Below are 13320 nucleotides of genomic sequence, written 5' to 3' on the forward strand. Positions count from 1 at the left end.
GTACTATATTTGCCCGTAGCAATAATACCAAAGTTATTGCTACCAAAGGGTACTTAAAGCTGTGGAGTGACCTGATATGGATAACCTTTTTGTGTCTTATGACCGCTTTCAGATATCAAATATAAATGTTTTTTTGCACGAGACCCTATGACATATAAGAGCCTGCGAGCCACATAATTTTGATGTGCAGGGCTACAATCTATAATGTCATTCCAATTTGGTATTTTTCCATTTAATAGCCCGGTGCAAATAATGACATCGTACTCATCTCCTTTTGTCGAATGACAAGTCGTAATTTTAACTCCGCTTTTAAAATTAAAAAAAGAATGAAGATCATTTGCCCTATAGTTCATACTATATTTAGCCATTCGTTTTTTAGTAGCATCTATCAAGCAGATCATTTCTTTATAAGCATAGCTTTGATTATTAACATCCAATCCTAATGAACTACAGAAGTTAGTTATAAGATTTTTTATCCAAATATCTATTTCACAATTATAATCCAATGCAAATTCTATTTTATTTATTTCTTTTATGATTTGCTTTGGAGATAAGAATTTTGTATATGACTCTAAATCATTTAATTCTTTGAGTAAATCTCGCAAAAGTTTTTTCCTAACAAGATAATTAGATGGATTCTTTTCAATTAAAGCAAGCTTTACAAGATTGAGCCACAAGTTTTCATTATTTTTAGGTATGGGAGAAACCATGATACCATCGATATCCAGATCAGAATTTAGTGATATAATTTCATTGGATAATTTTATTACATCAAACCAACTTGGGCATAGAACAGCAATTTCACCAGGAGAAATACCTTGTTCTAAGTGAGTTCTTATTATTCCTGAAACATAAACAGACAACTGGGTGATATCAACACTATTTTCCTTGAGTATCACAGAAGGAAATGTCTTCAGTTCTGACAATGAATTAATATAATAGGCATCATCTTTATATTTGCTATAAAAATCTATGATCGATTGACTACTACGGAAACAACCGGTTAACCTCATTTCTTCTAATTCTTCAAGGTTGAAGTAATCGAACAACTCTTCTCTATTTTTAACAACCGCTCCCAATCCAGTATATATTGCTTGTTCTTTATCACCAATAAAAGTAACCAAGGAATTTCTTTTACTTACTATCAGCCTTAGTATTTCATATTGAATATGAGAGGTATCTTGATATTCATCGACTAAAATATATCGCATAATTAAAGATAGTCTTTCACATAGCACATCATTCTTCAATAATAAATTGCACGTTAAATTCAAAATCAAATCAAAATCGATTAATCGATTCTCATACAAATAGGAGTGATAGGCTTTTACCACTGAATATTCAGCAGTATTTCGAGAATATACCGGAGTAAAACTTAAGTCTAAAAGCGTATCTATTTTATCGTAAGGAGATAAGTTATAACGTTCTCTCAGATCATTTAATATAAATTCTTTTTCATACTCATCAATTACATTAAAACCTTTGCTGAGCCTTGGAATTCTATCAATGTTAGGCTTTATAATCCAATTTAAACAAAAACTATGTATTGTTCCAATCCACAATGAATCGCTATTTATACCATATGAAATAATTCTTTCGAGAATAGTATCTGCTGCAACATTAGTGTATGTCAATGCCACAATTTTTTTCTTACCTATATCAAACAACTCCTTATTTTCAAGGATAAAACAAAGTTTGGAAACCAATGTTTTTGTTTTTCCTGAACCTGGACAAGCTGTAAGTAATAGATTGCCATCAAATTTTACAGCATCTAGTTGTTCAGATGTCAAATTTCTATATGGCATAATTACAACTCCCAAAATCTAGAAAAGCTATCATTGAAATGTTTCCTATACTCTTGCATCTTTTTATCAAAATCAGGTTCAGAATTAATCTTGTTGCATACATCATCCCAGTGAGTTCCCATTAAAGACATATTATAGGCAAGCATTTTAGTAAGCACAGCATTCAGTTCTCTATCTTTAAGTGCAAAATGAATCGCTTTTAATATATAGTCAGGAACACGATTCTCATTATGGAGATACTCTACCATTTCAGTAGCTAACCACCCTTTACCTATTTTATTGGCGAAAAAAAGAGCAGTTCTAAATCTTACCCGTAAATCATCGGAATTAATACCTGCAACAACTCGCTCAATATCACCTGATCTTTTATATGTTGTCCTAATGACACTGTTGAAAAGATCGGAATTTTCATCATACCGAACAAGCTCTGTTTCAAACGTATTCTCTGCATAAAAAACGGAGACAAATTGATTGCCTTCTACATACTCTGCCAACTCTCGTTCTCTGCGTAAACCGTCAGTCTCAGCGTTTTTCAAAGATTCAACGAAATCAGCATCAAATAGTTCATCCGGTTCTTGCACATATGCCAAATCTTTATCAGTTAAAATTGCGCAATAGCGTTTTAATCTATTACTATGAAAAAGATTTGAAATATGCTTAAATACAGTCCCATCCAATTTTATTAAGCTAATACCTAATTCATCCAAGCTAATACCTAAAGTGACCTTTATAAGTTCTGGGATTATTATTAATTCAGCATCACCCTCTACGAGAATTACACTTTTAGCAAACAACACATCACTACGGATTGCATCAAGATATCTTTCAATTGACGAAATTTCTTTTGGCTGTAGTCCGTTGGAAGGCTGATAGATATCTGTATATCCTCGTTGCCGAGCCAAAATATTCATCGACGAGATTTTAGAAACAGAGCTTATTTGGGTTGAATGAGTCGAAACGAAGACTTGAGTATTTTGAAAATTAAAATTGTCAAATAAAGTTTTCTGGATATGATTATGTATATGAGCCTCTGGTTCTTCAATCAATAGGAAATGAGTTATATGCTCTTCAGCATCTCTAATTTCTTCATACTCATATAATTTTAAAGCCAAATATATTAAATTTGCCCCCCCAAGACTTAAATCATCAATTCTTCCTGAACCGTCATAATCTAAAGAATCCTCGACTACTAATCCAAGTGATTGGATTAATTCAGTAAAATCTTCGGGTAGTTGTGATGAAACCAATATTTTTGGCGAATATGTTGAGCCAACCGTATTAAGTAAAGATGTTGATATTTTATTACTTAGTCGAGCAATTTCAGGAATTGCTGAAATTTGTTCATTAATGTTCTTAACATTCTCAGAAATATCTTTTCTATCATCAATTTGTTTGCTTTTTAAAGTGAGCAATTTATACAGTGGATTAGTTTTATAATACTTTAAATCAGCTACCACGTTGCGAAGAGCCTTGACATAAGTACAAGCAACTTCACTACCTAAGGCGAAGTATGGCGGTTTTTTTACACCAATGACTGTAGCATCATCTTCATTGGGATTTGAAAAAATGTAATTTTCAAAATCCCCAACTACTTGCTTATAAACTTCGTCATTATTAAAATCAACTTTTGTTCTAACAAAAGCGACAGCCTCGTAAGTCTCTTTGGATATTATACAAGTTGATTTCAACTCTGTAAAAGCCTCTAATCTTGATTCTAAATCTTTATTATCTACAGTTAACTCGTATAGCTTTTGCCTAATATGAAATCTTGGGCGATATATAAATGTATAATTTCCTTCTTTTAATGCCTCTTCGTTACCATTATTTATTGTATAGTTCGCAATAACCTGTTCTTCTTCAGATTCACTTAAATCATCAAAATACATTGTGATAATAATCCAGTGCCCGAAGGGGTCATTTAAGCCACGATAAAAATCTTCACCTGATAGAACTCTTGAATTCATTGGAAGTGAGTCATCAAGAATCAATCGCATAGCATTAAACAAATTTGTTTTACCTGAAGCATTCTCACCGATAATTGTATTCACTGAGTTTTTAACAAAGCAGAAATTTGAGCTTCGAAAGTTTTTATAATTTCTAATAGCTAATTTATTGATATACATAGTAATCGATTGGTTCCTTAGCATAGTTTTATTACACATTAGATTACTCCATAGCCACAAGAAGCACAAAGCTATCGAGTACAAAAGTCTGACTAAGTCAAGTAAAAGCAAGGTAATTTACAAGAAAGACTAAAAGAAATGATATAATACCATATGTAAATTACATTATGAAAACCAATGCGGTGATTAAACTACTTTTAAATCAATACCTTATATTCAATAAAAATTAATATTGACGATGAAACATAACTATCGGATATTAAGTAAACAAAAAAATTCAGATACATCCTAACAATGATCTTGATACTTACTGACAGTAACGATGTTCATGCAGACATAGTTTCGATGAAACTCGGTGATAACTATTTCCGTTTGAATTTAGATATAGAAGCCCTTAAAGATACAAAAATTAGCTTTGATGGCTCTGAATGGACTATCTCCCAGAACGGAAAAACAATCAAAAATTCATCCGTAAAATGTGTTTGGCCAAGGCGGGTATCTGTTCAAGTCAATTCTGAACAACAGCAAGATCAAAGTAATGGTTTCAGATTATGGCGATCTGAATGGAATAAAAGCCTTTTTGGTCTATATAATGCATTATCTGAAAGTTGCTGGTTTAATCATGTAAGAGATGCAACTCTCGCTGATAACAAGTATTTTCAACACAAAATAGCTAATGAAGTTGGGCTAAATAATCCACTATTTATAACTTCAAACTCCAAAGAAGACCTCAAAAATTTCTTAACTACTTACCCTGATTCGGTTCTTAAATTCATGTCTCAAGATATGTATATCTCTGAATCAGGTGAGTTATTAGGTCTATATGTAAACAAAATAACTTTAGAACAATTAGAAAGTTTTGCAAACTATTCAGAAAATCCAATTACTCTTCAAAAATATGTTAATAAAAAATTTGAAGTTAGATACACAGTAATTGAAGATGAACATTTTGCTTGTGCTATAGACTCTCAGCATTCAAACAAGGCAAAAATAGATTGGCGTAGATACGATATACCTAATACACCGCACTGGAAAATTGATGCCCCCACTTCGGTGAAGGAAAAAATAAATTCCTTAATGTCTAAGTTAAACCTTCGATATGGGGCTTTAGATTTCATCGTTGATGAAAATAATGACTGGTGGTTCTTAGAGGTGAATTCTGCTGGTCAATGGTTGTGGATCGAAGATTTATCCGGCATGGATATTTCCGGGTCCATTGCAAATTGGTTAACTTCAAATAGCAGGTGAACTATGAATGTATTTGGTTTAAATTTTCTTGAAAAAATGGAATCGGAACAAAAAGTAGATGTTTCAAACTGGGCTTGGAAACCAGAAAATAGTGAAGCTCAGAAGATCTACGGCTCAGGGATGTCTACTAAGTCACGTGAATCTACTTATGCTGCTGAAAAAGATAGCAGAGAAGATTCAGATCGCCCCAATGAAGGTCTGGCAGCCTAACCACTAGAGCCAGCCACTGCTGGCTCAATTAAAAATGAATAAAATTATGAAAAAAATTCCAAAACCGCTGATAGACACGTACAAAAAAAGCATAAAATTATTATTTGTTCTCATAATATTATTTTTTTTCTTTGACCTTAGCTCACCATATTTATTAGTTTTTCCAATTTGTATTGTTATCCCTTTCTTTTATCGTTTGGTAGAATTAAAAAATAAAACTGAACGTGATCTGATTAAATCAGCAAATGATACTGTTTTATTTTCAGTAAGTGCTCTAACAACTGCCTTACTAACTTTAAAAACATTACCCAATACGTCTATAGACTTTTTTGATAAATTCATGATAAATAACATTGGTTATCTTGTCATTTGCCTCTATACCATATTACTAATAGTAAAAGCTATCGTTGCACGATTTGAATATAAAGAAAATATGTTAAAATATAAATCTGAAAAATGAAGAATTCTATTTTTCACTGTTAATAGCATCCGATATCATAAATAATAATGGTGAAAAAAACAATGAAACCGCTACATAGGTAGTGATGACTTTTTCTTTTAAACCTGACAATTCGAAATACCTCATCGAGAAAGTGTCCGATAAGTTTAAATAAATTAAGGATGCTAAAATTGAGGCGATATAAATTATCACAATATACGTCATTATTTTTTTATTCATAAAACCCTCCTACAATTAACATATATTAACTAACATCCTTTTATGTTTTGTCAACTCAAGCAAGGGCTAACTCTGCGAAGCCGCTGCGCTTGCTTCTTCGAGTTCCCCTTGCTTTTCTGCCCTTCGGTTAGAAAAGAAACCAAACCGCTACCAACCTTGAATATCTATATTTTTGAATAGATACCCCCCTCCTTAACTACCACTATCAAAAATAGAAAAATCATCTTACAAATAACCCACACACATTATTTTAGATTGCTACCTTATTAAATTAAAGATTCAACCTTAGATGGAATTTAATGTACAAGGAATGTCCTACTGTAACGGAGAATTTTAAACATCAAAAATTATAACTATGGTTTGTCATAACCTGTACATCTATTCACCTCATGCATATGCACTAAGAAAGTTTTTTTGAATACTGGAGTTGCCCCTGCTAAAACGGACACGGCTAATTAACTGCTAATATGGCATCAAGATATTCGCGTGGCGATTTCATGTTCAACCCCTTGTGTGGATGCAGATTATTATAATCCTCTATCCATTCTGCCATTTTGTCCATCACTGAGACTGCATCCGGCAGATCATTTACTTACACGTAATCCCGCTTGAACGTCTTTACAAACGATTCTTCCATGCCGTTACTTTACTGATGCGTACTGGTGTAGTACACACGATGAACCCCAGTGAACTGGCGAATGTGCGCGTGGCGTCGGCTATGCAGCAATTATGCCAATGACAGTGGCTCCATTGACGGCAATGACCTGACATCTACAATCCCGCTACAATGCACTTACTCCATGAGTCATTGCACTTGCTGAGCTAAACAAACACACTAAAACAGATAAAAAATTAATCGCTTTATAAGCTCGTAACAACCGGAACTTTAAGGCAAAATAGGGCGATTTTCCTTATTCATGAAGTTACGCTAATGGCCAGAAAACCTAAAGAAATCAAAACAGACCCGTTAGAGGTCATCCTGTGGAAAGCGGCTGATAAGCTACGTAAAAACATTGATGCCGCAGAGTACAAGCACGTGGTACTGGGCTTGATTTTTCTTAAATACATTTCAGATTCTTTTGAATCACATTACGAACAGCTAAAAGCCGGAGAAGGTGAATTTGCAGGAGCCGATCCGGAAGACAAAGACGAATATACCGCCTATAACGTGTTCTATGTTCCTGAACTGGCGCGATGGAGTTACCTGATATCTAAGGCCAAGCTACCGGAAATCGGTAAGCTGGTTGATGATGCGATGGAGTTTATCGAAGCGGGTAACCCACAGCTAAAAGGAGTCTTGCCGAAAGTCTATGCTCGCCAGAATCTTGATGCCACAGTGCTGGGGGAACTGATAGATTTGATTGGCAACATTGCTTTGGGAGATGCCAAAGCGCGTTCTGCTGACGTTTTAGGCCACGTATTCGAATACTTTCTTGGTGAATTTGCACTGGCAGAAGGCAAACAAGGCGGTCAGTTCTATACACCTAAATCTATTGTAAGCCTGCTGGTCAACATGCTGGAACCCTACAAAGGCCGTGTGTTTGACCCCTGTTGCGGTTCTGGTGGTATGTTTGTTCAGTCAGAGAAATTCGTTGAAGCTCATCAGGGTAATATCGACGATATTTCGATTTACGGTCAGGAATCCAACCAGACGACCTGGCGACTGGCAAAAATGAACCTTGCTATTCGTGGTATCAACTCAGAACACGTCCGCTGGAACAGTGAAGGCTCATTCCTGAACGATGCCCATAAAGATTTAAAATCTGATTTTATCATTGCTAACCCACCGTTTAACGTTTCCGACTGGTCAGGTGAACAACTTCGGAGTGATGCCCGTTGGCAATACGGTATCCCTCCTGCTGGCAACGCTAACTTTGCCTGGATGCAACATTTTCTGTATCACCTGTCACCAAAAGGTCAGGCTGGGGTTGTGCTGGCAAAAGGGGCTTTGACTTCGAAAAGTTCTGGTGAAGGTGATATCCGTGCGGCGCTGGTTAAAGATGCAAATGTTATTGACTGTATCGTTAACTTACCCGCAAAACTGTTCCTGAATACCCAGATCCCTGCCGCATTATGGTTTATGCGCCGTGATCGTGAAAACAGCAGCCAGTATCGTGATCGCAGTAAAGAAATTCTGTTTATTGATGCCCGTAATCTTGGTCATTTGATTAATCGTCGTACCAAAGTGCTTTCTGACGACGATATCAAGACCATTGCTGATACCTACCATAACTGGCGTAATAAAGGTGGTGACTATGAGGACGTTGCTGGTTTCTGTGCTTCCGTAGACATTGATGAAGTGGCTAAACTCGATTATGTGCTGACACCGGGTCGTTATGTCGGTCTCGCTGACGAAGAAGACGATTTCGACTTTAAAGAACGTTTTACGGCACTTAAAGCGGAGTTTGAAGCGCAACTGGAAGAAGAAGCGCGTCTGAATAAAGCTATCACTGATAATCTGGCGAAGGTGGTATTATGAGTGAGTGGAAGAAAGTTTTATTAACGGACGTATCAGTTAAAATTGGTGATGGTTTACACGGAACCCCAACTTACGATGAAAGCGGCGACTATCACTTCATAAATGGTAATAATTTACTCAATGGTAAGATTTCTATAAAACCTGACACAAAAAAGATTAATAAGACTGAGTTTGATAAAATAAAAAAGGATTTAGACAGCTCAACCATTTTACTATCAATTAATGGCACTATTGGCAATGTATCAAAATATACATACGAAAAATGTGCTCTCGGTAAAAGTGTTTGCTATATAAATTTGGATGAGAATATTATCCTTAGAGACTACTTCTACTACGAGTGCTTATCATATAATTTCCAATCCTATCTGGATAACATAGCTACTGGAACAACTATACCTAACGTTCCTTTGAAAGGGTTACGTTCTTATGAGTTTAGAATCCCACCGATCACAGAACAAAAAGCCATCACCTCTGTGCTGTCCTCTCTTGATGACAAAATAGATCTGCTTCATCGCCAGAATAAAACTCTGGAATCTATGGCTGAAACCCTGTTCAGGCAGTGGTTTATTGAAGAAGCACAAGATGAATGGCCTGAAAAAAGCCTCAATCAATATGTTGAGCTAAATAAATCATCAATAAGTAAAAAGTATGATTTCAAAGAGATTCAATACTTGGATACAGGTTCTCTAACCAAAGGGAAAATATCTGAACTTCAAACCATGCTGTTATCAGAGGCACCAAGTCGAGCTAAAAGATTAGTCAATGAGTTTGACATAATAATATCAACAGTACGCCCAGATCAGTGTCATTATGGTATTTGCATTGATCCACCGTCAAATCTCGTTGTTTCAACAGGTTTTTGCGTCATTTCTGGCAAATCAATTAGCCCATTTTTTATTTACTATCTTTTAACTTCTGAGGATATGACCGAATATCTGCACTCAATAGCAGAAGGTTCTACGTCAACCTATCCTTCTTTAAAACCAGAAGACATTGGCAATGTTTTATTCCTCTATCCAGGTGAGGAAAAATTAAAAAACTTTCATAAACTTGTTGGCTCTTACTGGAACAAGATTCATAACAACTACAAAAAAATACAGACCCTAGAAACCCTCCGAGATACTCTCTTACCGAAGCTGATGAGCGGTGAAGTACGGGTTCAGTATGCAGAACAAGCAATCGCGTCAGTAGCATAAAATAATTAAGCGGATACACAGCCCGTTCTCTGGGTAAGCAATAAGGACAATACGCATGGCAAAGATGACCGAATCCGATATTGAAGTAATGGCGATTGAGCACCTGCAAGGTCTGGGCTATGAGTATGTTTACGGCCCGGACATTGAACCCAGTGGCATCAATCCGTTACGTAGCTATCAGCAGGTTATCCTTGAAGATAAAGTGCGTACTGCCCTGCAACGTCTGAACCCGCACCTTAGCGAACAGAAGTGTGAGGAAGCCCTGAAACAGGTGATGCAGATCAGCACACCTGACCTGATGGCAAACAATCTGGCTTTTCATCGCCTGTTGACCGAAGGAATTAATATCGAAGTCAGTAAGGATGGTAATACACAAGGAGAGCTGGCCTGCCTGATCGACTTTAACGATCCCACGAATAATGAATTTCTGGTCATTAATCAGCTCACCATCAAAGAAGGCAACCATACCCGTAGACCGGATCTTATTTTGTTCATCAACGGTCTGCCATTAGTCGTTATCGAACTTAAAAATGCCGCTGACGAAAATGCAACGGTTGCAGGTGCTTATAACCAGATTAAAACCTATCAGAACCAAATCCCCAGCCTGTTTACCTACAATACATTTAATGTGATATCTGACGGGCTGGAAGCCAAAGCGGGGACGGTTTCTGCCGATTTCAGTCGTTATATGACATGGAAAACATCAAACGGCAAAACGCAAGCCACCAGTACCCAGCCAATGCTCGAAGTCCTGTTACAGGGGTTGCTTAATCCTGTAACACTGCTGGATATGATCCGCCACTTTATCGTGTTTGAGGCCAGCAAACATGAAGACAGCAAAGGGATTATCAGTATCCGTACTGTTAAAAAAATGGCGGCTTATCATCAATACTACGCTGTCAATGCGGCGGTACTTTCCACTATCCGTGCCTCGGCGGTGAATGCGGACTCCCCCTCTGCCGAAGTAGCAGTACGCCAGCAGGGGCGTAACAGTAAAGATCTCGTTAATGCGCAAAAAACCGGGGACCGCAAAGCGGGCGTAGTCTGGCATACCCAAGGTTCCGGTAAATCGCTTTCGATGGTGTTTTATACCGGGAAAATTGTACTGGCGCTGGATAATCCGACCGTGGTTGTGATCACTGACCGTAACGACCTTGATGATCAGCTATTCGGTACGTTTTCTTCTGCTACACAGCTACTACGTCAGACACCTAAACAGGCTGATAACCGGGAAGAACTCAAAGAATATTTGCGCGTCGCGTCTGGTGGTGTGGTGTTTACCACTATTCAAAAATTTCAACCTGATGATGGCAGTAATATCTATGAGTTGCTGTCTGACAGAACTAATATTGTCGTTATTGCAGATGAAGCTCACCGTTCACAATACGGTTTCAGCGCCAAAGAAGTTGACGTGAAAGACAGCGAAGGCAACGTAACAGGTAAACGTACTGTTTATGGCTTTGCCAAATATATGCGTGATGCCCTGCCCAATGCTACCTATCTGGGTTTTACCGGAACCCCCATAGAAAAAACGGACGTTAACACACCTGCTGTTTTCGGTAACTACGTTGATATCTACGATATCTCACAGGCCGTTGAAGACGGTGCAACCGTGCGTATTTTCTATGAAAGCCGTCTGGCGAAAATTGCCATCAGTGATGAAGGCCGACAGCTTATTGAAGAGTTTGACGATGAGTTTAACGAAGACGAACTGACGCTTACCCAGAAAGAACGTTCTAAATGGGCCAGAATCGAAGGTCTGATTGGCAGTTCAAAACGTATTAAAGCCATTGCGGCGGATATGGTTCAACACTTTGAACAGCGCTTAAAATCTAATGCCTATCATGGCAAGGGCATGATTGTTACCATGTCCCGACGTATTGCTGCTGAACTATATAAAGAAATCATAGCCTTAAAGCCTGAATGGCACAGCGATGATTTAAATGACGGTATAATAAAAGTCGTCATGACCTCTTCTGCTGCTGACGGGCCAGAAATCGCTAAACACCACACCACAAAAAAAGAACGTCAGGTTCTGGCTAACCGCATGAAGGATGACGACGACAAGCTGAAACTGGTGATAGTGCGTGATATGTGGTTAACCGGCTTCGACGCTCCCAGCATGCATACGCTGTATATCGACAAACCAATGAAAGGCCACAACCTCATGCAGGCAATTGCCCGTGTGAACCGTGTGTATAAAGATAAGATAGGCGGTCTGGTTGTTGACTATCTGGGCATTGCCTCTGATTTAAAAGAAGCCCTCTCCTTTTACTCTGATGCAGGTGGACGTGGAGATCCTGCTGAGGTTCAGGAAGAAGCCGTAACGCTCATGCAGGAAAAGCTGGAAATCCTAGAAGGAATGATGTATGGCTACGATTACAAAGCTTACTTTGCCGCAACTACCTCACAACGCCTGACAATTATTCTTGAATCAGAAAACCATGTTTTAGGGCTGGATAACGGTAAAGGTAAAATGCGTTTCCTCGCTGCGGTTGCAGCCTTATCGCAGGCATTTGCATTGGCGACACCGCACGATAAAGCAATGGAAGCGGCACCCGAAGTAGCATTCTTCCAGGCAGTAAAAGCCAGACTGAATAAATTTACTGAAAACTCAGACGGATCAGAAGAAGAACACAATGACAGTCTCGAAGTTCGGGTAAAACAGACTATCGATCAGGCTCTGGTTACCGATAAAGTTGTTGATATTTTTGACGCTGCTGGGATACAAAAACCTGATATTTCCGTTCTTTCTGAAGAATTCCTTCAGGAAATGAAGGATTACCAACACAGAAATATTGCTTTGGAAACGCTTAAAAAACTGCTTTCTGACGAGATCAAGGTTCGCTCGAATCAAAGTATCACCCAAGGCAAAAAACTGATTGATATGCTGACCTCTGCAATCAATGGCTACCAGAACAAGGTACTGACCGCAGCGGAGGTAATTGATGAGCTAATCAAGCTTGCCAAGACTATCCAGGAATCTGACAGCCTTGCCAGCCAGTTAAACCTCAGCGCTTATGAATATGCCTTCTATTCTGCTGTTGCAGATAACGACAGTGCTCGCGAGTTAATGGAAAAGGAAAAACTACGAGAACTGGCAGTCGTACTTACGGAGGCTATCCGCAACAATGTCAGTCTTGACTGGACAGTGAAAGAAGCAGCAAGAGCAAAAATTCGCGTGGTGGTAAAACGTCTGCTCAAAAAATATGGTTATCCGCCTGATATGTCATTGCTCGCCACAGAGACTGTTTTGAAGCAGGCTGAACTTTTAGCTGGAGAATTAGGAAAATGATTCCCTAAATTTTTAGCATATAAACTATTTGGTAATGGTCCCAACTTATTGATAGTGTTTTATGTTCAGATAATGCCCGATTACTTTGTCATGCAGCTCCACCGATTTTGAGAACGACAGCGACTTCCGTCCCAGCCGTGCCAGATGCTGCCTCAGATTCAGGTTATGCCGCTCAATTCGCTGCGTATATCGCTTGCTGATTACATGCAGCTTTCCCTTCAGGCGGGATTCATACAGCGGCCAGCCATCCGTCATCCATATCACCACGTCAAAGGGTGACAGCAG

9 protein-coding genes and 1 pseudogene are annotated in these 13320 nt (G+C 38.2%); 6 read left to right on the forward strand and 4 right to left on the reverse strand.

Features of this window, described 5'->3' with window-relative positions; all coding sequences use genetic code 11:
• Nucleotides 1-53: 53 nt before the first annotated feature.
• Nucleotides 54-1805: a UvrD-helicase domain-containing protein gene (locus OGV85_RS00475; protein ID WP_045889045.1), complete on the reverse strand. Its 1752-nt coding sequence runs from the start codon at nt 1803-1805 to the stop codon at nt 54-56.
• A 2-nt stretch (nt 1806-1807) separates the two neighbouring features.
• Complete coding sequence (locus OGV85_RS00480; RefSeq protein ID WP_227640248.1) at nt 1808-3967, reverse strand: ATP-dependent nuclease; 2160 nt, start codon at nt 3965-3967, stop codon at nt 1808-1810.
• 306 nt (nt 3968-4273) lie between these two features.
• Between OGV85_RS00480 and OGV85_RS00485 the strand changes: the two genes are divergently transcribed.
• The 3 genes from OGV85_RS00485 to OGV85_RS00495 are packed head-to-tail and all read left to right on the forward strand — an operon-like array spanning nt 4274 to nt 5846.
• Complete coding sequence (locus OGV85_RS00485; RefSeq protein ID WP_124302410.1) at nt 4274-5176, forward strand: MvdC/MvdD family ATP grasp protein; 903 nt, start codon at nt 4274-4276, stop codon at nt 5174-5176.
• A gap of 3 nt (nt 5177-5179) precedes the next feature.
• Nucleotides 5180-5386, forward strand: a complete 207-nt coding sequence (locus tag OGV85_RS00490; protein WP_071698745.1) for a hypothetical protein — start codon at nt 5180-5182, stop codon at nt 5384-5386.
• Nucleotides 5387-5432: 46 nt separating this feature from the next.
• A complete protein-coding gene (locus OGV85_RS00495) occupies nt 5433-5846 on the forward strand; it encodes a hypothetical protein (RefSeq protein ID WP_045889046.1) in 414 nt (137 codons plus the stop codon).
• A 670-nt stretch (nt 5847-6516) separates the two neighbouring features.
• Here the strand turns inward: OGV85_RS00495 and OGV85_RS00500 are convergent.
• Nucleotides 6517-6794: pseudogene (locus tag OGV85_RS00500) on the reverse strand (integrase core domain-containing protein); the annotation flags it as partial.
• Nucleotides 6795-6996: 202 nt separating this feature from the next.
• On the opposite strand from OGV85_RS00500, the gene OGV85_RS00505 reads away from it, so the two are divergent.
• Genes OGV85_RS00505 through OGV85_RS00515 form a run of 3 tightly spaced genes read left to right on the forward strand, consistent with a single transcriptional unit; the run spans nt 6997 to nt 13035 of the window.
• Nucleotides 6997-8544, forward strand: a complete 1548-nt coding sequence (locus OGV85_RS00505; RefSeq protein WP_045889047.1) for a type I restriction-modification system subunit M — start codon at nt 6997-6999, stop codon at nt 8542-8544.
• Nucleotides 8541-9740 carry a restriction endonuclease subunit S gene (locus OGV85_RS00510; RefSeq protein ID WP_148740125.1) on the forward strand — a complete coding sequence of 400 codons (1200 nt, stop codon included), beginning with the start codon at nt 8541-8543 and terminating at the stop codon, nt 9738-9740. Before OGV85_RS00505 ends, OGV85_RS00510 begins: the two co-directional genes overlap by 4 nt.
• 55 nt (nt 9741-9795) lie before the next feature.
• The gene (locus tag OGV85_RS00515; RefSeq protein ID WP_045889051.1) at nt 9796-13035 is read left to right on the forward strand and encodes a type I restriction endonuclease subunit R; all 3240 of its coding nucleotides are present in this window, start codon (nt 9796-9798) and stop codon (nt 13033-13035) included.
• Between the two features lie 45 nt (nt 13036-13080).
• On the opposite strand, the gene OGV85_RS00520 is transcribed toward OGV85_RS00515, so the two are convergent.
• Nucleotides 13081-13320, reverse strand: a 240-nt coding sequence (locus tag OGV85_RS00520) for an IS1 family transposase (protein WP_000674753.1), incomplete at its 5' end; no start/stop codon positions are given.

It is taken from the genome of Citrobacter sp. Cf132 (assembly GCF_030333885.1).
Lineage (GTDB): Bacteria > Pseudomonadota > Gammaproteobacteria > Enterobacterales > Enterobacteriaceae > Citrobacter > Citrobacter freundii.